This window comes from Ferdinandcohnia sp. GQ5, assembly GCF_059759275.1.
Genome location: NZ_JCAXEW010000002.1, coordinates 1 through 23,011, shown reverse-complemented (window position 1 = coordinate 23,011; position 23,011 = coordinate 1). Strand labels below are relative to the sequence as shown.

The 23,011-nt window shown below is 37.7% G+C and carries 25 protein-coding genes and 1 riboswitch; of the genes, 17 read left to right on the top strand and 8 right to left on the bottom strand.

Going from position 1 to position 23,011, the window contains the following annotated elements:
• Positions 1-120 precede the first annotated feature (120 nt).
• The 12 genes from AC6CHV_RS02155 (at position 121) to AC6CHV_RS02100 (ending at position 11,737) form a co-directional block, all read left to right on the top strand.
• Positions 121-531, top strand: a complete 411-nt coding sequence (locus tag AC6CHV_RS02155) for a hypothetical protein (RefSeq protein ID WP_341331512.1) — start codon at positions 121-123, stop codon at positions 529-531.
• A 164-nt stretch (positions 532-695) separates the two neighbouring features.
• Positions 696-1,592: a UCP032817 domain-containing protein gene (locus tag AC6CHV_RS02150; RefSeq protein WP_341331513.1), complete on the top strand. Its 897-nt coding sequence runs from the start codon at positions 696-698 to the stop codon at positions 1,590-1,592.
• Positions 1,593-1,733: 141 nt separating this feature from the next.
• Positions 1,734-1,835: riboswitch (purine riboswitch) on the top strand.
• Between the two features lie 72 nt (positions 1,836-1,907).
• Positions 1,908-2,981: an NCS2 family permease gene (locus AC6CHV_RS02145; RefSeq protein WP_341331514.1), complete on the top strand. Its 1,074-nt coding sequence runs from the start codon at positions 1,908-1,910 to the stop codon at positions 2,979-2,981.
• A gap of 20 nt (positions 2,982-3,001) precedes the next feature.
• Positions 3,002-3,565 carry a phosphoribosyltransferase family protein gene (locus tag AC6CHV_RS02140; RefSeq protein ID WP_341331515.1) on the top strand — a complete coding sequence of 188 codons (564 nt, stop codon included), beginning with the start codon at positions 3,002-3,004 and terminating at the stop codon, positions 3,563-3,565.
• Between the two features lie 488 nt (positions 3,566-4,053).
• Complete coding sequence (locus tag AC6CHV_RS02135; RefSeq protein ID WP_498077979.1) at positions 4,054-5,064, top strand: substrate-binding domain-containing protein; 1,011 nt, start codon at positions 4,054-4,056, stop codon at positions 5,062-5,064.
• 19 nt (positions 5,065-5,083) lie between these two features.
• Entirely contained in the window at positions 5,084-6,118 is a 1,035-nt protein-coding gene (locus tag AC6CHV_RS02130; protein WP_207899841.1) for a zinc-binding dehydrogenase, read from the top strand.
• A 22-nt stretch (positions 6,119-6,140) separates the two neighbouring features.
• Positions 6,141-7,049, top strand: a complete 909-nt coding sequence (locus tag AC6CHV_RS02125; protein WP_498077978.1) for a TIM barrel protein — start codon at positions 6,141-6,143, stop codon at positions 7,047-7,049.
• Positions 7,050-7,115: 66 nt separating this feature from the next.
• Positions 7,116-8,426: an extracellular solute-binding protein gene (locus tag AC6CHV_RS02120; protein ID WP_498077977.1), complete on the top strand. Its 1,311-nt coding sequence runs from the start codon at positions 7,116-7,118 to the stop codon at positions 8,424-8,426.
• Between the two features lie 77 nt (positions 8,427-8,503).
• A complete protein-coding gene (locus AC6CHV_RS02115; protein WP_498077976.1) occupies positions 8,504-9,394 on the top strand; it encodes an ABC transporter permease subunit in 891 nt (296 codons plus the stop codon).
• Positions 9,391-10,206, top strand: coding sequence for an ABC transporter permease subunit (locus AC6CHV_RS02110; RefSeq protein ID WP_498077975.1), 816 nt, complete (start codon positions 9,391-9,393; stop codon positions 10,204-10,206). The genes AC6CHV_RS02115 and AC6CHV_RS02110 overlap by 4 nt, the downstream gene beginning before the upstream one ends.
• A 25-nt stretch (positions 10,207-10,231) precedes the next feature.
• Positions 10,232-11,011 (top strand): SDR family oxidoreductase, encoded by a 780-nt coding sequence (locus AC6CHV_RS02105; RefSeq protein WP_498077974.1) that lies wholly within the window; start codon positions 10,232-10,234, stop codon positions 11,009-11,011.
• A gap of 51 nt (positions 11,012-11,062) precedes the next feature.
• Positions 11,063-11,737 carry an orotidine 5'-phosphate decarboxylase / HUMPS family protein gene (locus AC6CHV_RS02100; protein ID WP_498077973.1) on the top strand — a complete coding sequence of 225 codons (675 nt, stop codon included), beginning with the start codon at positions 11,063-11,065 and terminating at the stop codon, positions 11,735-11,737.
• A 116-nt stretch (positions 11,738-11,853) separates the two neighbouring features.
• On the opposite strand, the gene AC6CHV_RS02095 is transcribed toward AC6CHV_RS02100, so the two are convergent.
• Positions 11,854-12,087, bottom strand: a complete 234-nt coding sequence (locus AC6CHV_RS02095; RefSeq protein WP_121446165.1) for a YczF family membrane protein — start codon at positions 12,085-12,087, stop codon at positions 11,854-11,856.
• A 119-nt stretch (positions 12,088-12,206) separates the two neighbouring features.
• Here AC6CHV_RS02095 and AC6CHV_RS02090 point away from each other — a divergent pair, with 119 nt between their 5' ends.
• From AC6CHV_RS02090 to AC6CHV_RS02080, 3 genes are read left to right on the top strand one after another with little or no spacing between them, the layout of a single operon-like run.
• Positions 12,207-13,838, top strand: coding sequence for a spore germination protein (locus tag AC6CHV_RS02090; RefSeq protein ID WP_498077972.1), 1,632 nt, complete (start codon positions 12,207-12,209; stop codon positions 13,836-13,838).
• Complete coding sequence (locus tag AC6CHV_RS02085) at positions 13,831-15,054, top strand: Ger(x)C family spore germination protein (RefSeq protein ID WP_121446030.1); 1,224 nt, start codon at positions 13,831-13,833, stop codon at positions 15,052-15,054. The genes AC6CHV_RS02090 and AC6CHV_RS02085 overlap by 8 nt, the downstream gene beginning before the upstream one ends.
• 18 nt (positions 15,055-15,072) lie before the next feature.
• On the top strand, positions 15,073-16,164 hold the full coding sequence (locus tag AC6CHV_RS02080; protein WP_121446031.1) for a GerAB/ArcD/ProY family transporter: 1,092 nt from the start codon (positions 15,073-15,075) through the stop codon (positions 16,162-16,164).
• Between the two features lie 55 nt (positions 16,165-16,219).
• Here AC6CHV_RS02080 and AC6CHV_RS02075 read toward each other — a convergent pair whose 3' ends face one another.
• Positions 16,220-16,690 carry a TrmH family RNA methyltransferase gene (locus AC6CHV_RS02075; RefSeq protein WP_121446032.1) on the bottom strand — a complete coding sequence of 157 codons (471 nt, stop codon included), beginning with the start codon at positions 16,688-16,690 and terminating at the stop codon, positions 16,220-16,222.
• A gap of 194 nt (positions 16,691-16,884) precedes the next feature.
• On the opposite strand from AC6CHV_RS02075, the gene AC6CHV_RS02070 reads away from it, so the two are divergent.
• Complete coding sequence (locus AC6CHV_RS02070; RefSeq protein WP_121446033.1) at positions 16,885-17,343, top strand: GNAT family N-acetyltransferase; 459 nt, start codon at positions 16,885-16,887, stop codon at positions 17,341-17,343.
• Between the two features lie 102 nt (positions 17,344-17,445).
• Here AC6CHV_RS02070 and AC6CHV_RS02065 read toward each other — a convergent pair whose 3' ends face one another.
• Positions 17,446-17,964, bottom strand: a complete 519-nt coding sequence (locus AC6CHV_RS02065) for an undecaprenyl-diphosphatase (RefSeq protein ID WP_341331525.1) — start codon at positions 17,962-17,964, stop codon at positions 17,446-17,448.
• A gap of 129 nt (positions 17,965-18,093) precedes the next feature.
• Here AC6CHV_RS02065 and AC6CHV_RS02060 point away from each other — a divergent pair, with 129 nt between their 5' ends.
• Positions 18,094-18,417, top strand: coding sequence for a hypothetical protein (locus AC6CHV_RS02060; protein ID WP_341331526.1), 324 nt, complete (start codon positions 18,094-18,096; stop codon positions 18,415-18,417).
• Positions 18,418-18,468: 51 nt separating this feature from the next.
• Here AC6CHV_RS02060 and AC6CHV_RS02055 read toward each other — a convergent pair whose 3' ends face one another.
• From AC6CHV_RS02055 to AC6CHV_RS02035, 5 genes are all read right to left on the bottom strand, one after another.
• Positions 18,469-18,642: a hypothetical protein gene (locus AC6CHV_RS02055; RefSeq protein WP_165918131.1), complete on the bottom strand. Its 174-nt coding sequence runs from the start codon at positions 18,640-18,642 to the stop codon at positions 18,469-18,471.
• A 655-nt stretch (positions 18,643-19,297) separates the two neighbouring features.
• A complete protein-coding gene (locus tag AC6CHV_RS02050; protein ID WP_341331527.1) occupies positions 19,298-20,482 on the bottom strand; it encodes an NAD(P)/FAD-dependent oxidoreductase in 1,185 nt (394 codons plus the stop codon).
• A 49-nt stretch (positions 20,483-20,531) separates the two neighbouring features.
• Positions 20,532-20,945 (bottom strand): DUF1641 domain-containing protein, encoded by a 414-nt coding sequence (locus AC6CHV_RS02045; protein ID WP_121446038.1) that lies wholly within the window; start codon positions 20,943-20,945, stop codon positions 20,532-20,534.
• Between the two features lie 435 nt (positions 20,946-21,380).
• A complete protein-coding gene (locus AC6CHV_RS02040) occupies positions 21,381-21,644 on the bottom strand; it encodes a DUF3006 family protein (protein ID WP_341331528.1) in 264 nt (87 codons plus the stop codon).
• Between the two features lies 1 nt (position 21,645).
• The gene (locus tag AC6CHV_RS02035; RefSeq protein WP_341331529.1) at positions 21,646-22,881 is read right to left on the bottom strand and encodes an MBL fold metallo-hydrolase; all 1,236 of its coding nucleotides are present in this window, start codon (positions 22,879-22,881) and stop codon (positions 21,646-21,648) included.
• Positions 22,882-23,011 lie beyond the last annotated feature (130 nt).

Below are 23,011 nucleotides of genomic sequence, written 5' to 3'. Positions count from 1 at the left end.
GCGAGTACCAGGAGCGGAAATAACCCTATATTTAAAAGCAATAATCTTTTAGAAAAGAGCCTATAAAATAGAGGCAAACGGAGATCTCCGTTTGCCTTTCTATATGCAGGAGGATATTTTATGAGTAAAAAGACAGTGGGTGTATTAGTAGTAGCACTTGCTTTGATTTTGACAATAATAGGTTATATACCTAAAACGACCCCACCTTTCAGAGGTGCTTATCAAAGCGAACATGTGAATGGATATATTGTTCAAATGACATTTCAACCTGAAGATCATAGTTTTGTTCAATATATTGATAACAGGGAAGTAGATAAGGGAACTTATGAGGAGATAAAAGATGGTTTGTATAATATAAACGGCGAAATGCAGGAGTTTGAGATTACCTTAAATAGGGACAACTCATTTGATATAATCGTTAAGAAACTAAATAATGGCAAACCAATCACTTTGAAAAATGTCGATGCCACACCCGCATATATTGGTACAGAGTTTGATGATGTTGATGAGTATAAATCATTATTAGAATGAAGGTGAATGCTTGGTTATCCGAACCAGGCGTTTTTTATTGGTCACGATTCGAAAAGTGAAACTTTTCCAGCAAGTTAACGTAAATAAAACATCGGCATAAGCTGGGTGGAGTAGTAGTGGACACCTGAAGCTTTAAATATAACCTAATATAAAGGGGGAATTTGATGGAGTGGATCGTCCTATTTGCAATTGTTATTTTGTTTATTTTAGTCTTACATAAAAAACTCTCATTTACATATGGTTTATCTCCTAAATCAATTGAAACAAAACCGCTAAAAGGGCTAAAGAAACTAAGTGAGAACTTGGATCAATCACTCAGTAAAAGCTATATGAAACATGTAGAAGAGCGGGTAATGAAAGATAAAAAGTTAAAAGAAAATGAATACAACTGGCGTCTACTTGATTTAAAGCGCTACTTTATCTTGACTTCTCTATTAAAAGAATCGCCAATGTTCAGCAACAAAGTTGATGACCTGTGGCATGAGATGCTTATGTTTACACGTGAGTATGATGATTTTTCAAAAAAATATGCGGGTAGTATCCTGCATCACAGTCCTAATGTAACTAAAATATCTGATCCCGACTTGCGAGGTTTCTTTGATTGGGTATATGCTGAGCTTTTTTTCATTAGAAAAGAGAACATCCATTTGTATAAGGGGTTTTTCAGACATCCCGTAAATCCAACTATCGTTGAGGAGTTTAAAACTTTATCAGAAAACGAACTGATAGATAAGTATTTTAAGAGTGATAGACACTATTTAAGTACCATACTCTCGCTGATCTCCTCTATGAAAAAAACAGCAAATGGCGTCAAAGATTATGAAAAACGTGTTGTACAAGAAAAGATGAGAAAAAGTAAAATTCAAAAAAACTTCAACGCCATGCTCGTTCCATTCTTATCTGTTTCTTATTTTCATTATGATGACTTTTCAAGCTACATGAAGATTAGTAGTGTGAGTTCATCAAGTTGCACAAGTTGTGGTTCAGGTTCAAGTAGTTCGTGTAGTTCTGTCTCATCTTGCAGCAGTTCTTGCTCAAGCTGTGGTGGGGGTAGTGATTAAGGAAAAGAATTCGAATGTAGTTTTTTTGCCATATTCTGTTATTATTAGTATTTTGTGTATTACTTCCGTAAATTTCTTCGGATGCATCATTTTTTTATTTAAATAACGAACGTTTTATTGTATAATCTTTTTATCGTTCGATATTTAATAAAAAATAATCCCCGTATAATCCTGGTAATATGGTCTGGGAGTCTCTACAGAGTGGCCGTAAATCACTCTACTATGGACGGTACTACTTTTAATTGAACCGTTCAGTATATACTGGACGGTTCTTTTCTGTAGTGAGAGAGCTTTTTGGGGAAAAGGAGAAGAAACATGGAAGACATACTTAAAGACATACTAGCAGCATTCAGTGTTGTATTAAACGGTTTACCTCAAGGTTTACTTGCTCTTTCATTCGGATTTGCGTCCGTGCCGACCGCACTAGCTTTTGTTGTTGGGGCGGTAGGGAATAGCTTGACAAGCAATGTAGCAGTAGTATCGTTTCAGGCAGAAACGATTGCTGTTGCTGGAACAATGGGGAAGGATATGCGAGAACGCCTATCTTCCATTTTCTATGGTGCAATCTTATTAGTTATAATTAGTTTATTTGGTTTAATGGAACAAATTGTTGGATGGATTGGTCCAGTTATTACAAATGCAATGATGGCGGGCGTTGGGTTCATGCTTGCGAAGGTCGCATGGGATATGTCAAAGAATGACCGAATCATTGGAGTAACATCATTTGCAAGTGCATTATTAACATATATCATTACGAAGGATTTAGTTTATACAATCACAATTTCTGTCATCCTTTCAAGTATTGTGTATAACTTTACAAAGAAAGAAAGCGAAGCCGTTACAAAAAACGTGATCGAAGATAAGATCAAATTACAGAAATTTATTCTTAATCCGTCTGTCATTCGCGGAGCGTTAGCGCTTGTTTGTTTAAATATCGGTGCCAATATTGCATTTGGAAAAATCAATGGTGAAATTGCTGGTCAAGATGTAAATATTGATACCCTAACAATCATCAGTAGTTTAGCAGACATGGTTTCTGCCTTGTTTGGTGGAGGACCTGTCGAAGTAATTATTTCGGCTACTGCATCAGCTCCTCACGCCGTTTGGGCTGGTGTTTTAACGATGGCCATTATGGCAGGAATTTTATTCTTTAAACTATTACCGAAAATCGGAAAATATGTGCCGAGTGCGTCTATTGCTGGTTTCCTTTTTGTATTAGGTGCTATTGTTACGTTACCAGGCAATGCGACTGCAGCTCTTACTGGCACAGAACCAGGTTCTCCGATTGTTGCAGCAGTTACAATTATTGTTACAGCTATTTCCGACCCGTTCTTTGGATTATTAGCAGGAGTTATTATGGAATTTTTACTTGGAATCTTTGGAATCTAATCAAATAGGGGTGTAGTAAGATGGAAACTTATCAATTAACAGTTGCGGGTATCAAGAGAGAGTTACCTATTATTCCAATCTCAGACGAATTGAGTATCGCAAGTTTTGTCATTTTAGGAGATACCGAAATTGTGTCGGCAACAGCACCGTTATTAGCTGAAAAACTGACAGATGTTGATTACCTAGTAACAGCAGAAGCAAAGGGAATCCCATTAGTCTATGAATTGTCAAAGCAATTAAATATGAAGAATTACATTGTTGCCCGTAAAAGCGTGAAACCCTATATGGAAGAACCTTTAGTGAATCAAGTGGTATCTATAACAACGCAAAAAGAACAATTACTGTGCCTTGATGGTAAAGATGCAGAATTGCTAAAAGGGAAACGAGTCGCCTTAATTGATGATGTGATCAGTACTGGAGAATCCATAAAAGCTTTAGAAGAACTGGTCGCAAAAGCAGGTGGTAATGTTGTTGCAAAAGCAGCAATCCTTGCGGAAGGTGACGCAGCAGACCGAAAAGACATCCTTTTTTTAGAAAAATTACCTATTTTCATGGGACAGAGGGAAAGGTCCCTTGTCCCATAAGAATAAGTGTAGACTAATTAAGTGTATTACTCCTTGTGTTCAAAGCAATGGAACGCAAGGAGTGATGCACTTTTTTTAAGTAGAAATCTATCAAATCTATATCGAGGTATTAAAAGGTTCGTTTACTTGATTCTTACTAATTTCAGGTTTAAATTAAATATTTTGAGTTCTATGGGATTCATCTTTCATTTAGGTAAAGTCTAAGCAAAGAATAACTATAAATTACATAAATATTATTAAATTACACTATCCAAAAGTGATAATGTCATTTTTTCTTGTTTAAGTGTCGAAATCAGTCTATGAAAAAATTTATATCTCATTTAAAAATATATGATGTAGCAGGCAAGCCTGATTTGAAAGGTATTATCAAATTAATCAGTGGTCGAAATCAGTTCTTTTTATAATTTTTAGTTAATTGACAATATTCTAATTCGTTGTTATGCTCTATTCGATGAAACGTTTCATTAATAAAAAATAGGAAGTATACCATGACTAAAAAGGTGACGATACGAGATGTTGCAGAATTAGCTGGTGTGTCTATTGGTACTGCATCGAAAGTCATAAATAATATTGGTAACGTCCATATTGAACTCAAGAACAAAGTAAACGCAGCAATAAAAGCCCTAAACTACTCCCCAAACATGATAGCAAGAAGTTTGAAGTCATCCGTCTCAAAAACAATTGCTGTTCTTCTATCTAACATTACAAACCCCTTCCAGATGACTTTGGCCAAAGGTATTGAAGAAGTTATCTTTGAGAAAGACTATCTATTTATCATCAGCTCCACAAATGAAAATCCTACTAATGAACGAAAAAATTTACAACTTTTTTACGAGCAACGGGTTGACGGAATTATTCTTTGTTCGACTGGTCAAGTCAACGAAGATATTCTTTCGTTAGTCGAAAGAAACATTCCAATGGTCCTTGTTGATCGACCCATCCCTCATCTGCCTGTTCATATAGTGGCAGACGATAATTTTATTGGCATGGAAAAATTAGTTACTTACCTTCATGAATTAGGGCATAAAGAAATAGGTGTCATTCATGGAGATTTGAACACTGTTCACGGAAAAATTAGGTACGATAGTGTTCTGCAGTCACTAACGAAGTATGGCCTTACAACTGAACACCAGTTTTTTGGTGATTTTACCTATGAAGGAGGTCAACGAGCAATAGAATATTTTCTATCGAAAACAATCGTGCCTACAGCCATCATTTCGTCAAACAATAATATGACGGCAGGTGTATTAAAGGCGTGTCAAAATTACAAGATTACCATTCCAGATCAACTTACGGTTGTGTCATTTGGAGAGTTAGAATATGAATGGGATATCATCATACCCAAAGTAACTGCAATAGTACAATCTCCACGTGAAATTGGGAGACGTGCAGCAAGTTTGCTATTAGAACAAATGAATAGGAAAGGTCAACATCAAATCGTTCAACTTTTCATCGAACCTGAAATCTCTGTAGGAAACTCTTCTTCTCCTAAAATTTAACGAAGAAAAGGTGATATATGTGAAAGCGCTTGTAAACTACGATTCTGGTAAAAATAAGGTTGAAATCAGAGAAGTACCGATTCCTAAAATAGGACCAAAAGACATTTTATTGAAAGTGGAAGCTGTTGGAGTCTGTGGAAGTGATTTACATATGTATCATGATATACAAGGCTTTGCTGTAAAACGACCTGTCATTTTAGGACATGAATTTGCAGGAACCGTTGAAGAGGTAGGTTATGAAGTAACCCAATTTAAAAAGGGAGATCGCGTTGTCAGTGAGACGCCTTCATATGTTTGTGAGAACTGTATTTATTGCAAATCAGGACTATATAATTTATGCCCGGACCGAAAAGGATTTGGTGTTTTAGCTGATGGAGCCATGGCTCAGTATGTGAAAACACGTGAAGCCATCGTTCACCACATACCAGATGGGATTCCGTTCGAAAAAGCAGCATTAACGGAGCCTTCATGTGTAGCATATAATGCGGTCGCCCATCATTCGAGAATTCGACCCGGCGATCATGTTGTGGTGTTTGGGCCGGGGCCTATCGGATTAATGTGTATTCAGATTGCTAGATTGTTTGCACCAGGAAAATTGACAGTTGTTGGTTTGGAAAAAGATGCAAACCGGTTAGAAGTAGCGAAACAATTTGGTGCAGATGAGGTACTTATTGCAGAGAAACAAGATGTTGTACGTGAAATAACCAATTACGGAGATGGTTTTGGTGCTGATTTAGTGCTTGATGCGGTTGGTGTAAGTCAAACGTTAAAGCAGAGTATTGAGATTGTTCGACCTGCTGGGCAAATTACAAAGATTGGATGGGGACCTGAACCCATTGGCTTTAGTCTTGATCCACTGATTCAAAAAGCGGCTAGACTGCAAGGGTCCTTTAGCCATACGTATCCGATGTGGGAAAAGGTCTTGCTATTAATGCAAAAAGGAGAAATTGACCCATTACCAATGGCAAAGGTCTATTCACTAAATGATTGGCAAAATGCCTTCGATGAAATGGATTCGTTAAAACACGCGAAATCTGTTATTGTACCAAACTAAAACAATCGAAAAGGAGAACTCAATGAACGAAAACAGAGTCAGAATTTCAGTTTTCCCAAAAGGGTATATCGATGATTTATCTAATGGAAAAATGAATGTGTTTGAATGGATTGAGCAAGCAGGAACACTTGGTGCAGATGGAATGGAAATGTATCCTACATTCTTACAATCTACTGAAAAGTCATATTTGGAGAAGGTGAAGCAAGCCGCTGCTTCAGTGAATCTAGTGATTCCAATGATGTGTGCATCACCAGATTTTACCCATCCCGATCCAGGTTTTCGGGAACAAGAAATAAGCAAGATGAAAGAAATGATTGATGCCATGGCCATTCTTGGACCAGATAATTTTAGAAGCTGTCGGGTTTTATCTGGGCAAAGAAGACCTGAGGTATCAAGGGAGGACGGAATTAGGTGGACCATTGATTGTATCACTGAGCTCCTTCCCTATGCAGAAAGTAAGCGAGTCTACCTCGTCATGGAAAACCATTACAAAGATGGTTTCTGGATTTATCCGGAATTTGCCCAGAAGTCGGATATCTATTTAGAAATTGTGGAAGGGATATCATCTGATTGGTTTGGCGTGAACTTCGATCCATCAAATGCTGTTTTTGCAGGTGATGACCCATTAGCGTTACTGGAGAAAGTAAAGTCCCGCTTAATTACCATGCATGCCAGTGATCGTTATTTAAAAGAGGGGTATTCCATGAAAGATATCGAGAATCATTTGGTACAAGGATATTCAGAGGGATTAGCACATGGTGTCATTGGGAAGGGTATTATTGATTATGATGGTATTTTTCAACTATTAGCCAACATACATTTTTCTGGATGGATTTCAATCGAAGATGGGGTGAATGGTTTAGGGGAAATGAAGGAATCTGTTGAATTTTTAAAGAGAAAAGTAGACGAATATTTTTTATCGGGTAACTGACGTAAGGACTATTAAATGTAAGCGCTTTACGTCTTAACCATATTACGTATGAAAGGGGAAAAGCGAGTGAGAAAAATAAGGGGGCTTAGCTTTTTACTGGTTTTAGGATTGTTCGTAGGGTTACTGGCTGCTTGTAGCAGCAATGCTCCAGCTTCAGAAGAGCCATCATCAGATTCAAATGACAATAAGAACAAAGACGTTGAATTAAGGATTATTGCTGCGAACCATCCATGGACAGAAGCAATCGAACCATTAATTCCTCAGTTTGAACAGGAGTCAGGCATTAAAGTAAAGCTAGAAAAATATTTTGAGGACCAATTAACTCAAAAACTTACAACAGAATTTACTGCAGGTTCTGATAGTATCGATGTATTTATGATTCGTCCGCTGCAAGAAGGAAAACTCTTTAATCTCAATGGGTGGGTTGCTGATTTAACAAGTTATACAGGTGATTCAGACTGGGATTTAAGTGATTTTACAGAGTCATCCGTTAATTCTTTAAAAGACGGTGAAAAGATTTTTGGTATTCCAACCGTTACTGAACGTGAAATCTTGTATTACCGAAAAGATATTTTTGAAGAAAATAATATTGAACCTCCAAAAACATTAGATGATCTATATGAAATTGCAAAACAATTAAATGACCCTTCCAATGACTTTTACGGAATGGTATCACGCGGACAACGTGCTGCGGCTGTAACTCAATTCTCAAGCTATCTATACGGTTTTGGTGGGGACTTTATCGTAGACGGAAAAGCTGCGATTGATACACCAGAAGCGATTAAAGCTTTTGAGTTTTACGGTAATTTACTAAAGGATGCAGGACCTCCAGGCGTCTTAAATATGAGTTGGCCTCAAGCTGCTGGTTTATTTGCACAAGGTAAAGCAGCTATGTACACAGATGCTGATAGTATTTATCCAAACCTACTAGATCCTGAAAAATCAGTTGTAGGTGAAAAGGTTGGGTTTGCCGTATTCCCAGAAGGACCAGAAGGACAAACGCCATACAACGTTACGTCATGGGGCGTGGCGATGAATGCTAAATCCGAAAACAAAGATGCTGGGTGGGAATTTATCAAGTGGGCAACAAGTAAAGACATTGTAGCTGAGTTACAAAAGAAGAGTGTTCCAGGACCACGACAATCTGTATGGGATTCACCAGAAGGAACAGAGGCGTTCCCTGAAGAGCTCGTTAAAGTCATCTCTGAGTCGAATAAGATAGGAAAAGAATATGACCGTCCATTAGTTATTAAAGTAAATGAGGCAAGAGACATGATCGGTACGGCGATTGTGACGGGCATTGAAGGTGGGGATGTAGAAGCCGCTGCAAAAGAAGCCAACAAACAGTTCCAGCAATTATTAGATGATGAAAATTAAAAATTGAATGGGAAAGAGCGGGTATTACTAAATGTTAATACCCCTCTATCCTCTTTATCGCGATACATAGAAGGGGGATGAATATCATTCAACTTTGGATTGAAAAACATCTTAAGTATATTTTTACGTTGCCTTCCGTACTTTTTGTTCTCATTATGATTGTATTTCCTGTTGGATATACAGCCTATTTAAGTTTTTTTGACTGGAGCATGTCGAGCGTTTCACCGCCGAAATGGGTGTTCTTAGACAATTTTAAGAAAATCTTTTTTGATGATCCACGGTTTTGGCCAGCCTTTTTTAGAACGTTTTATTTTACGATTTTGGCAGTTGTTACTCAAACCGTATTGGGGGTAGCGATTGCACTTTTATTTTTTAGAAACTTTAAAGGTAGTAATCTCGTAAAGACCTTATTTTTACTTCCTATGGTTTCAACACCGGTTGCAATCGGACTAGTTTGGTTATTAATTTTCGAACCATCCATCGGGTTTGCGAATCAATTCTTAGGTTATTTTGGAATTGATCCACAGTTATGGATTGCGTCACCAAAACAGGCATTGCCGGCAATTGCGATGGTAGACACATGGCAATGGACACCCATGATTACGTTAATCACATTAGCCGGACTCTCTCAATTACCGAATGAAAATTATGAGGCGGCGGCTGTTGATGGCGCTAATGCATGGCAAATTTTTTGGAAAATCACATTACCTCTAATGGCTCCTACCATATTCGCAGCAGTTCTTCTACGTTCCATTGATGCGGTGAAGCATTTTGATTTAATCTATGTCATGACACAAGGTGGACCTGGATACGCAACGGAAACCTTAAATATTTACGGCTTTGCCAATGGATTTCAGTATTTCAAGTTAGGATATACGAGCGCTATTTTAATGGTATTCTTTATGATTGTGCTGATAATGAGTTGCTTAATCTTGATCTTCCGTAAGAAGACGGAGGTGACATTATGAAGCATAAACGGAGAATGGAGATTATACGTTATGTTTTAATCGCTTTTGTGAGTGTAGTATTCTTATTCCCATTTGTGTGGATGTTCATTGCTTCTCTTAAAAACCAAGCTCAAATCATGTCTACGGACTCCATTTTTATTTTTACACCTAGCTTTAAAAACTACACTGAAGTTTTTGCGCAATATGACTTTATTAAGTTTATCGTAAATAGTTTTATTGTTGCTTTTGCTTCAACCGTTCTTGGATTGGTGTTGGGATTACCAGCAGCCTATGCAATTGCAAAATATAAGCTTCATAAATTTGGAGTCATTATCTTAATAGCTAGAATCATTCCTGGTATTTCGTTTATGATTCCTTGGTTTATCATTTTCTCAAAGCTTGGCTTAGTCGACACTTATACGGCATTAACATTAAGTCATATGTTAGTAGGTTTGCCCTTTATTATTTGGATAATGATTTCTTCCTTTGAAGCACTGCCACAAGAACTAGAGGATTCGGCTCGAGTAGATGGTTGTACATTGCAAGGCGCATTTTTTAGGGTCTTGCTTCCATTGGTTTCACCAGGAATTATTACAGCTTCTATGATGTCGTTTATCCTATCGTGGAATAACTTTATGTTTGCTTTAGTTCTAGCTGGGGATGACACGAAGACATTACCAATTGCCGTCTTTAATTTTATCTCTTATTCAGAAATCAATTGGGGAGCTCTAATGGCAGCTGCTGTCATCATTACGCTACCAATCTTGATTATTTCATTGCTTCTACAACGATACATTGTAAGTGGTATTACATCAGGGGCAGTAAAAGGATAAGCGTCATCAGGAAAGGATGGTCGATGTGCTGATTGATTTACATGGGATGGTAGGAGTCGTTACGGGTGTTGGAAAAGGAATTGGGAAAGAAATCATTTTGACCTTAGCCCGAGAAGGGGTTAAAACAGTGGGGATTGATGTATTCCCAGATGATCTTGACCAGTTAGCACAAGAATTTAAAGAACAAGGATTAGAGGGTTTGTTTTTTGACTGTGATGTTACTGATAGTACTAGGATTTCTGAAGTGATTCGTGAGACGGTGCAAAAGTATGGCAGGATTGACCTGTTGGTTAACAATGCAGGTGTTGCTGGGAACGGAGAAGTTGAAACATTAGCAGAAGAGGTTTGGGATTACTGTCATGATGTAAATCTAAAAGGGATGTACCTGATGTGCAAATCTGTTATTCCCATTATGAAAAAGCAGCAATTCGGTCGGATTATTAATTCAGCATCTTTTGCAGCGATTATCCCAAGTATTGGCAGTGCTGCATACGCGTCTTCTAAGGCTGGAGTGAAACAATTTTCTCGCGTGCTTGCTGGAGAGTTAGGACCATGGAATATTACGGTTAACAGCTATGCCGCTGGAATGATTCCGACCACTCTCAATCACTTTTCCGAGTTGCCACAAGAACAACAAGAGCGGTTATTAGACAGCTTAACGTTAAGAAGATGGGGAGAGAAAAAGGACATCGCACAACTTATCTGTTTTTTAGCATCCGATTTTGCGGGGTATATTACCGGCACTCTAATTGATGTGAGTGGAGGAAAATATGCAACACAGTTTCCGAAGGCAGCTTACGAGTAAAAACGTTTTTCCTTTTTTAAATTCTATAGAAATTAGTAGAGGGGCTTGAAGATGCAACCAATTGTGCAGATTTCACTCGATTTAACGAACATTGATGAAGCTATAGAAATGGCGGAAATCGCTATAGAGGCTGGGGTTGATTGGATTGAAGCAGGAACCCCATTACTACTTGCAGAAGGTTTACATGCAGTAAGAAAACTACGGGAAAGATTTCCCGATAAGCCGATTGTTGCAGACTTAAAGACAATGGATGGTGGCTATTTGGAAGTAGAAATGATGGCTAAGGCTGGAGCTACCCATGTTGTTGTCATGGGTGTTGCTCATCCAGCGACCATCCGAGCAGTTGTAAAAGCAGCAAGGGATTATGGTGTAGAAGTAATGGGGGATATCATGGCTTCATCTGACAAAGTATTATGTGCAAAGATGCTTGAGGAAAATGGTGTTGACTACATTATTGTTCATACGGGTTTTGATGAAAGAGGAGAAGACCCAGAACGCTCACCGTTTGATTGCTTAGAAGATGTTGTATCGGCCGTTTCCATTCCAGTTCAGGCTGTCGGAGGATTATCGATTGAACAAGCTGCTCAAATGCCAAAGTATGGTGCGCCATTAGTTGTAATAGGTGCTCCGTTAGTGATTGATAACCAAGAATTTCGGCCGAGTTCGGGGTCAGACCAGCTTAAAAAAACATTAACTAAGTTTGTAAAAAGAGTAAAAGGCCAATAATTTTTTTAAAACATTGAAATTTAAAGTAGTCTAGTTTTCTAGGCTGCTTTTTTGTGTGCTTTTAAAGGGTTCATGTTATAAAGAAAATTTGCATTAGGAACCGCTAAGAACCTTTCTTATCCAGCTTTCGCCTTTCCCTTTCTTTTCTTGTATGAATAAACGATGATTTCGATTAGCACCAACAAGATAAAAAACAAAAAAACAAGCGTTTCAGCAGGATCCATGACTCGAAAGGGACTTGTTGCATTTCTGAAAGCTGTTTGCAGGTCGAAACCCTCCAGATAATCTAGCCAAAACGAGAAGCTCATTAGACAGCCCATCATCAATACAGTAATCCCGATTATCTTCATTTTTAACACACCTTTTTTCAAATTATTATTTCCTTTCTATAAGGCTTATATGACAAGGTATAAATATTAATCTACTGGGCAGAACAGTTAATACTATAGAATAGAAAGGTTTTACAAAAATGCCTGGTTTTTTCAAGAATAAACATAAAAAAAGTAACACAACGAATGAAAACCAAACGCAACCGCCATCAGAACAGGATATTCCTGATTCCATTGATGTACGATTATCTAATAATCTTGATGTGATTAAAAATAAAACAGGTAATAGTTTTGATGTGATTATTCGAAATGTTAGCATCGGGCTACAACCAAAGATTCAAACCGCGATTGTCTATATAGACGGGCTTGTCGATAGCCAGTCCATAAAAGATTTTTTAATTGAATCCATCATAAAAAGTCCTGCTTTGCAGGAGAAGCTAATTCAACAAGATCCATTAGAGGTAATTGAAGATGAGGCTTTGCCATTTGGGAGTATAAGAAATGCCAATGATTGGGAACAACTTTTTTCCGCGTTAATGGATGGGGAAACGATCATTCTTGTAGATGGAAAAACGAAGGTGCTCGTTGTTGATACAAGAGGCGGCGATAGACGTTCGATTGAGGAACCGACTAGTCAAGTGACGGTGCGTGGTCCTCGGGATGGATTTACAGAGTCGATAATCACGAATACCTCTTTAGTGCGCAGGCGTATCAAGTCACCAAATTTGTGGGTGGAAGCAAGGAAGTTGGGCAAGGTGACGAATACAGACGTTGCCATTATGTATATAAATGGAATTGCAAACGAGAAAATTGTCGAAGAGGTCCGTAGACGGATTGATCAAATTGATGTTGATAGTGTTCTTGAGTCTGGATATATTGAACAGTTTATTGAGGACCAAACATTTACTTCCTTTCCAACACTTTATCATACGGAAAGACCTGATACGGTTTCAGGGAATCTTCTTGAAGGGAGAATTGCCATCTTCGTAGATGGGACTCCTTTTGTATTAATTGCACCCGCTGTTTTTATTCAATTTTTTCAGGCAGTAGAAGATTATTATGCGCGATTTGATATTGCGACGGCCCTACGTTTTTTACGGATTTTGATCTTTTCAATTTCGATTATTGCACCTGCAGCCTATATTGCTGCGACCACGTTTCATCAGGAAATGATTCCGACACAGTTATTAATAGCTGTAGCGGCACAAAGGGAAGCTGTACCTTTTCCGGCATTTGTAGAAGCTGTCATTATGGAGGTCACTTTTGAAATTCTGCGAGAAGCCGGAATTCGAATGCCGCGGGCAGTAGGTTCTGCGATTTCTATTGTTGGAGCCCTTGTAATTGGACAAGCAGCGGTTCAGGCGGGAATTGTTTCACCAGCCATGACCATTGTGGTGGCAATGACAGCAATAGCTAGTTTCGCCACTCCATCCTTTGCGATGGCGATTTCTGCAAGATTGGTTCGCTTTGTATTTATGATTGCTGCAGCTACATTTGGTTTTTACGGAATTATCTTAGGGATTATTATGCTTACGATTCATCTTAGTGGCTTGCGTTCATTTGGTGTTCCCTATATGACACCAATGGCTCCATTTATTCTGAAGGAGAACGCGGATACCTTTTTCCGGTTACCATGGTGGGCACTAAAGAAGCGGCCACAATTGATCAGTGAAGGAAATATGAATCGCGTAGGAAAAGACCAGAAACCTGAGCCGCCTATAGGACGCGGCATGCTTAAGTCTAATCAAGAAAAAGGTGACCAAGATGAATAGAGGTATTGTTCTTCTCATTTTATTCTCTGTCCTTATTTTCCTTTCGGGTTGTTGGAGCAAGAAGGAGCTTACTGACATCGCGATAATTTCTGCTTTTGGTATCGATAAAAATGATAAGGGGCAATACGTAGGTACGATTCAAGTAATTAATCCTGGGAATGTTACAGGTGGACAGCAAGATGGTGGATCAAATTTTGGCCCACCAATTAGTGTGTATAGTGAAACAGGAACTAACCTTATTGAAGTTAGTAGGAAGTTTTCCACCGGCATATCACGAAGATTATATTATGCCCATACAAATTTAGTAGTTGTTGGTGAGCGACTAGCACGAGAGGATGGAATTCTTCAACTTTTTGATGCTATGGACCGTGACCCAGAATTTCGAATTACATCGGAGGTGATCATTGCTCAAGATATGGAGGCAAAAGATATTGTAAGAACAATAACTCCAATTGATAAAATCCCTTCCAATAAAGTGATTAAAACACTAAAGTTAACAGAAAAAAACTTGGGAACAAATTTAAGTGCGAATATGAAAGAAGTACTTAATAACCTAGTATCAGATGGGAAAGAGCCTTTAATTACGGGGTTTCGAATTAAAGGTGAAATTGATCAGGCTATGAAAATGGCAAACATTGAAGAAACGACCCCTAAAGCGGTTATTGAAGCTGAAGGAATAGCTCTTTTTAGAGACGGAAAGCTGGTTGATTGGTTACAAGGGAGCACGGCAAGAGGCACTTTATGGATTTTGGATAAAATTGAAAAGTCAGATGTGAATATTGATTGGCAAGGATATGAAGAAGCCATTGCATACGAAGTGATTCGCCAAAAAACCAAAGTCCTGTCCAAGATTAATAATGAGAAACCTTTGATCACCATAGATGTAAGTGCTGAAGGTGATATAGGGGAAATAGAAGTACCAGTCGATTTAACAGATCCATTTATATTAGTTAAGATCGAAAAAGAAGTTGAAAAGGAAATTAAGAAAGAAATCCAAGAGGCCATACAACAGGCCCAAAAAAATAAATCGGATGTTTTTGGATTTGGTGAAGTAGTGCAACGCGCCGATCCAAAGCTTTGGAAGAAGTTGAAGTCTGACTGGAATTCAGTGTATTTTCCAGAATTAGTCGTGGATGTCAAAGTAGATGCGTTTGTGCGACGGACGGGTATACGTACAAAATCTTTCCTTACCGAAATAGAGGAAAATCGTAAATAGAAATAAGGAGCATGTCACATGGAGAAGGCAAAAATCAGTTCTTATCAGCTATTTGTACTTGTCTTGCTGTTTGAATTAGGGAGTGCATTACTTCTGCCACTTGCAATGGACGCTAAGCAGGATGCTTGGATTGCCGTTCTCCTTGGGATGTTGGGTGGAATGATACTCTTTATTATCTTTTTCCGTCTCTATCAATATTACCCCGACAAATTACCAACCATGTATGTACAGATAATTGTTGGAAAACCACTCGGGAAGCTACTTGCTTTTATGTACATCTTATATTTTGCTTATCTAGCAGCAAGAGTATTAAGGGATTTTGGTGTAATGCTGGTGACATTCGCCTATCCAGAAACACCATTATTTATTGTCAATGCACTTTTAATTATCGTAGTAGTATATGGGGTTCGAAAAGGAATCGAAGTATTAGGGAGAACAGGGGAACTGCTTTTTAGCATCATGTATGTGCTAGCGGTAACGGGATTTATCCTCATTGTGATCTCTGGTTTAATTGATGTAAACAACCTAAAGCCAATATTAGGTGAAGGCATTATGCCTGTTGTAAAAGCAGCATTTACTCAGACTTTGTTTTTTCCATTTGGAGAGAGTGTTGTATTTGCGATGATTTTTCCTTACTTAAATAATACACGTAAAGCAAGGATTGCCGGTTTATGTGCAATCGGTTTAAGTGGGATCAATCTAACGCTTGTCATGTTAATGAACATTAGTGTGTTGGGTGTTAATCTGACATCTCGTGCACCATTTCCACTCCTGGCTACCATTCAAATGATTCAAGTAGCGGAGTTTATTGAACGACTCGATATCTTTTTTATGTTAGCTTTAATTATTGGGGGATTTTTTAAAATCGGGATCTTTTTTTATGCGGTTGTCACAGGGGTTACCAATTTGTTCTCAATAGAAAGTCATACACGCTTATGTTATCCAATGGCTTTGGTTGTTTTATTATTATCCATAACGATGGCTAGTAGTTTTGCTGAACACTTACATGAGGGTTACAAATTTGTTCCTATGTTGCTTCACTTACCCTTTCAAGTCATCTTTCCAATCATCCTTTTAGTAATTGCGATGATAAGAAGAAGGAGAAGTTAAGGGGAATTTCATATCCACTTGGCCCATAAAAAAATCTTCCAAAACGGAAGATTTTTTATTTCAAATTCGGATATCCTTGCTGGCGTAATGCCTCATATACCAATATCGCAGCAGTACTTGAAAGATTGAGTGAACGAACATGATTGTTCATGGGTATTCTCAAAAAGTGATTTTTGTTCTTTTCTAGTAAATCTTTCGGCAAACCCGTTGTTTCTTTTCCAAACATAAAATAATGTTCCTTCGTTTCATCACTGAAATCAAAGCCTGTATGTGTTTTTTCACCAAACGTCTCTATAAAGTAAAATTCACCTTGATTTTTTGAAAAAAAGTCTTCCAATGAATCATAATACGTGATGTTCACATCATTCCAGAAATCGATGCCTGCTTTTTTTAACATTTCCGGATCTGTTGAAAAGCCAAGTGGTCTAATTAAATGCAAGGCTGAACCCGTTGCTACACAAGTGAGTGCAATATTTCCAGTATTAGCCGGAATATCTGGTTGATAAAGTACAACATGAATCGCCAAGAGTGGTCACCTCTAACTTCTATTTTACACTCCAAATTATAGCATATTACGTATACTAGTAAACGAGGTTGAAGTTTTTATTCTTAAATCAATAAAATAGAGAAGGACTACAACTCGAAGTAATGTATAAGTAGATGGAAGGGGAGAGAAAGTAGGTAACCTGGCACAACTATGTGAAAAAGGAGTCTCAAAATATGAACTTCGAATCAATCACAGAAGAATCATTAAACCTGGCATTAGACATCATGAACTCAAATCCGACATACAACATGATAGAAAACGGCAATCCTGTAAGAACAATAAAAGAAGTAAGAAGTGAACTGCTCAACTCAACAACAAATAGTTATTTAATAAAGATGAATGAAGAACCTATTGGAATAATTGATTTTTTAGATCATAACCCAAAAGACAATCATCCTTGGATTGGTTTATTTATGATCCATGGTGCTTATCATTCTCTAGGTTACGGAAAAAAGGCGTATGTTGCTTTTGAAGAAAGTCTAAAACAACAACATTTCAAGAAGATTCGACTTGGTGTATTAGACAACAATGAGCAGGCAAAAAGGTTTTGGAGATCAGTAGGATATTCATTTTATGGAAAAAGCGAGTTGGAAGGGAAGGTTGTTGACTGTTTTGAGAAAAAGTTGGAGTAGTCCATTCCCCTTTTGTGAACGTACATGATGTCTCGAAAAAAGACACCATTTATGAGGCTTGGTGTCATTTTAGTAGTGGTTATTCAAATGAAGGCTAGTATATCATTTAGCAAAGGCTTTTACATTTCCTTCTCTTGATTTTTGGTGAATAAACATGCTCGTTACTGAGCCTAGAAGGGCACTTCCAATTATATCAGATGGGTAATGATGTCCTACCCAAATTCGCGAAAAACCCGTTAGTACAGCCAATCCAGTCATGATTGAGCCTAGAACACGATTATATAGTAAAATCGAAGTCGAAACTGCAAAAACGAGTAGGGTATGTTTGCTTGGAAATGAAGAATCAATCTTTGAAGGAATTAAGATTCCAACACGACTTTTCAAAAAAGGTCGGGGTTTTGAAATAAATAACTTAAAGAAGAGATTTAGAATTAGTGCAATAAATGCAGAAATGACAGCATTATTCGTCATTTGTCTATATGGATACTTTTTAAACCACATCACAATCAAAATTAAGAAATATACATAACGAACCTTGTTTGAAACAAGTATCATGAATTGATCTATTAATGAAGAACGACCTGTCAATTGATGTATCGCCCGAAAGATTTTCACATCCATAAGGATCACCTCTGAGGTTTTATCCCTATTATTTGATCTTATCCTTGAATCATACACTCAAGGGTTTTTAATTATTTCCACATATATTGTTTGCTCTACTCCACACAATAAAGTGAGGAGGGAAGAGTTATGAACTATATGCAACTACTGTCATCCGTACTTAATAGCTTGAGTGGTAACAAATCACTGAAGATATTCAAACGAAAACGAAACAATAGAATGTGGATATGGATTTCTATATTAGGTGTAACTATACTTGGTTTATTTGGAGGTAGAAATAGCCGGATTAATCAAAAAGTTCAAAAGAGATTTCAGCAAGCCCAAAATTCGTTTCAAAATTCCTCTGAATTAAAACTGAATCCTTTTGAAGTAAACTACGATCTTGCAACGGAAATTGCAAAAGAAATAAATCCTGATTTTGAAATTCCAACTCAACCACAAAAAAATGAATGATAAATTCAAATGGCTGGATTAAATTGTCCCAGCCATTTTTCAATCTCTAATCTAATTATGTATTTGTTGTTGAACCTGTTGGATAATTTGTTGCGCTTTTTCTAGTTCACTTTGGGCAAAATGACATGCCTCTGATTCAGGACTACTCGAATTCACTTGTTTTAAATGATGATGTGCCGTATGGATAATATCTTGAGCTTCTTGTAATTTACTTTTAAAGTTCATCGCAGTTCCTCCCTTGATTAATATGGTCTCTTTTATCATGTGCAAGTATTTAGGTAATTACGCAACTCTTATTATCAATAGCGGCATAACAAGATACACATAGACTTTACAACATATACTCCAGCAACGCCCCATGATCCTAATACAAAAAGCCAATTTTCAAGAAAATTGGCTTTCTATAGTTATTTAATTTGGCTGTTTTCGCGGACTTTGTTGTTTTTTATATCGTTGACTTCCGCTTCAGGTGGACGCTTTCCGCGGGCGTGGCTTGAGCCTCCTCAACGAAATGTGGAGGCGGCTTGACAGAAACGAGAAAATTGGCCGACTAAAGCGCCACGTCCTGTGGCGGAGTCGGCACTAGCACTTCCTGTGCGTCGGAGACTCCGACAAAGAGGCGTATTTTGCCTCTGAAGGAGGAGTTGAAATTTCTCGAGTTTCTAGCCGCTGAAACTGGACTCGTAGCTACCGCTCCTGCGGGGTCTCAAGTCCCACGCTTTTCCCGCTGGACATTGAATTTGCTTCTTTGAAATAACCCACGCACGAATAAAATGTGAATACATTTTCGAGGAGTCGCCAGCTTACGCTCCAATCAACTAGTTTTGCCTTTATTATCAGAAAGCAACAATCTTTTAGAAAAGAGCCTTTAATTTAAATCTTAATATGCTAAACCGTAAAGGGCCTTAATATGAGATAAGTAACGAACATGACTAGCTTCTTTCATCAAGGATGCTGGAAGACCTTTTAAAGGAATATTGTTTCCACCAACAGAAGCTACGCCGTCTTTACGTCCGAGACTAGCAAGCGTTCCAGAATTGATTGGGTTAAATTCTTCGAGCTTTTGTCCTTTAAGGATAGCGAAAAGGTTATATCCACATGATTCACCCATTTGCCATGCATTTTGTGCAGTAGGCGCATATAATGGGCGACCCCCATCTGCTGGAAGTGCCACAGACGCATCACCAACCACAAATACTTCTGGATGTGATTTAGAGCGCAAATACTCGTCAATAACTGCTTTACCACGATCACATTCAAGGCCAGATTCTTGAACGATTGGAAGTGCAGCAACGCCGCCTGTCCAGATAAATGTGTTCGATTCAATTGTTGAACCGTCTTTTAGGGAAATTTTATTTCCTTCAACGCCTGTAACAGGTAAGCCAGTTAAGAAGTCAACGCCACGTTTAGCTAAACTTTCAGTAGCACGCTCGATTAAGTTATTAGGAAGTACTGGTAAGATTTTAGGGCCAGCTTCAATTAATTTGATGTCTAGGTCATTAAAGTCAACACCATATTTTCTAGCCACTTCAGGGAAGTGGTCTACGATTTCTCCAACTAGTTCAACACCAGTTAACCCACCACCACCGATTACAATTGTTGCATCTGCTGGATTTTTAGATTCCGCATAAGCTGCAATTTTGCTTTCAATGTGTTGGTAGATGCGGTTTGCATCTTCAACTGATTTTAATACAAAACTGTTTTCTTCAAGACCTGGGATACCAAAGAAACCAGTTTGGCTACCAAGAGCAACGACTAAGTTGTCGTAATCCAAAACAGAACCATCAGCAAGTTGGACTTCTTTTTCATCTACTGAGAAAGACGTTACTTCGCTGATTACCACGTTGACATCTTTATTTTTGAAAAGCTTTGTTAACGGGAAAGAGATTGCGCGTTCAGTTGTTGTACCACCCGCAAGACGGTGTAATTCTGTAATAAGTTGGTGAGTAGGGTATTTATTCACCACTGTAATTTGCGCTTCTTCTTTACTTGCATATTTACGTAATGTTAGAGCAGTTAATAAACCTCCGTAACCTGCACCTAAGATGACGATTTTTTTTGACATGATTTATCCTCCGTCCTTACTAAGTAATAAAAAGGGTACTGATTATTAATTAAGCTTTACGTTCAGCTTGAACTTCTAGAAATGCGCTTACAAAACGTAACATTTTTTGTGCTTCTGGATCTTTCAATAATTTTAATACACCAAATAGCCCGATCACTTCATTTGAAGCTTCAGCACGGTCTTTTGCTTCAATAGCAGTAGCAGCAATTGATTTAACTGAGCCAATAACAGGTTCAGAAATTTCTTTGATTGCACTGACTGTATCATTTTTTAGAACATCGTCAGTAGCCACTAATTGAGCTAAATCATATGTTTTTGTTAAGAGATTTACAGCCTCTGTTAACTTTGGTAGTTGCTCGACTAAAGTAGTGAGCGATTCTTGCACTTCAGGTTTTAATAATTGATCAAGTAATTCTTTTTCTGTGCCTGTAGCCTCTTTTTCTTGAATCAATACTTCTGACATTTTCAATTCTCCTTCATCGTTGAATTTTCACTAAGTATTACCTGGTTTTAATATACTGATATCGAGAAAATGTTCACATATTCACATTTAAAAGGGGAAGACATTAACTGATTTATACCAAATTCATGTGTATTCTAATATCCTAGTTATCTAGTAAAAGAAACAATTCATATGAAATCTAAACCTTGTTGGTAAAGTGCATCTATTATGTATTTCGCCTTAAAACGTTAGATGATGTGACATTCCTGTGACTTTTTAATCATAACGCAATTTTCGCAATTCGTAAAATGTGTTTCATTCATACATCGCATTCATTTTATCTATGGTATCTGGTAATTCCGCTAAAAATATATCAGAAAAACAACATAAAAATGATTTTTTCTAAGAAAAACGCCTGTCCCTAATGGATTAATACATTAGGGATAGGCACTCAAGTCAATTTTTCTTAAATTTGCTTCCGAAATTCTTCTTACGGATTTTAGACATCATATCATCTACTTTTTGTTGTTGTGAGATTGTTTCATTCTCATTTAGTGTTATGGAAATGATTTTTCCATTTTCGATGCTAATGTCAAAGTAGGATCCTGCTGATGATTCTTTAGGTAATTGATTGAAAGGAATGATGAATTCCTTATTGATTTCTTCTACTATAATAACTGCATGTCGATTTTCTTCGATTCGATCCAAATAGCCTTTCATGTTATCCTCCTACACAAGCTAGATTTTGTGCTTTTATATCTTCCATTCTTGACGGACCAATTCCTTTTATGCGTGATAACTCATCAATGGATGTAAAAGGCCGTAGGTTGATCAGTTCCTTTGCACGTGCTGGCCCTAAATGAATGATTTCTTGTAACTGTTCAAAACTAGCTGTGTTTATATTCATACATTTATCACCGGGCTCTTGTTTATCCTTTTTTGTTGGTTCTGGCTTTGATAAAGGTACACGTCCAGAAGTAGGGGGAGTAATCTTACCGTCCTTTTTGGTCAACACCTCATAGTTTTTGCCATCCGTTTTAACAATAATCGTCCCGTGTACATCCGTTCCATAAAGTCTAATATTGGACCCTAGAATTAGATCGACCACTTCTTTGTGTGGGTGCCCATAGCTGTTATCTTTTCCAGCGCTGTAGATTGCAATGTCTGGACTCACTTCTTTTAGAAAAGCAGGGTGAGTAGAAGTGTTTGAACCGTGATGACCCAGATGAAGGATAGCAGCGTCTACATCAATACTACCATTTATCATCCGTAATTCATCATTTCGACTTGCATCACCTGTAAAAACAAAAGAAACCTCTCCGTACGTGAGCTTTAGCGAAATAGATTCTTCATTGTCATTTTCTGAAACAGAGATCGGATATAAAATATCAATTTGGAGTGGGCCAACTTTAAATTCATCGCCTCGTCTTGGCTCATAATAATCAACCTCGTTTTGATCGATCGCTTGAAGTAACCTCTGAAACGTTTGGGATGTACTCGTATTTCCGGACATCCATACTTCTCCTACACTAAACGTACTGATAACTTTATCGAGTTGACCAATATGATCTGCATCTGGATGTGTACCAATTGCGATATCAATTTCGGAAATGTTTTGGGAATGTAAGTAATGTATGACATCGTCTCTGTTCCAATTCCCTGCATCAATCAAGATAGTATATTCTTCACCCTTATCCGTATATTGTAGTAAGGTTGAATCAGCTTGACCAACATCCATATAATGAACGGTAAGTTCAGATAATGAATGAATTGCCTTTTCTTGCTTTTCGGTAGGGGATGGGGTATCCTCATCACGATTAATTTCCGTTTCCTCAGTCGTTTTTGTGATGTTCTCAATATTGTTATTAGGTTGATTTTCCTCCTGTGAACATCCACCGATTATCAAAAGTGTAGCGAAGAAATAGATTGCAAAAAAAGTTTGTTTAAATGGATACATAGTTTGTCCCTCTTTTGGTGAAATTTTAAACAATTTACTATTTGTTATGATTTCATTTAAAGCCGATTGTATCAAAAAATGATAAGAAGTGCGCTACTTAACTAACATAAAAAAATGCCAAGACCAATGG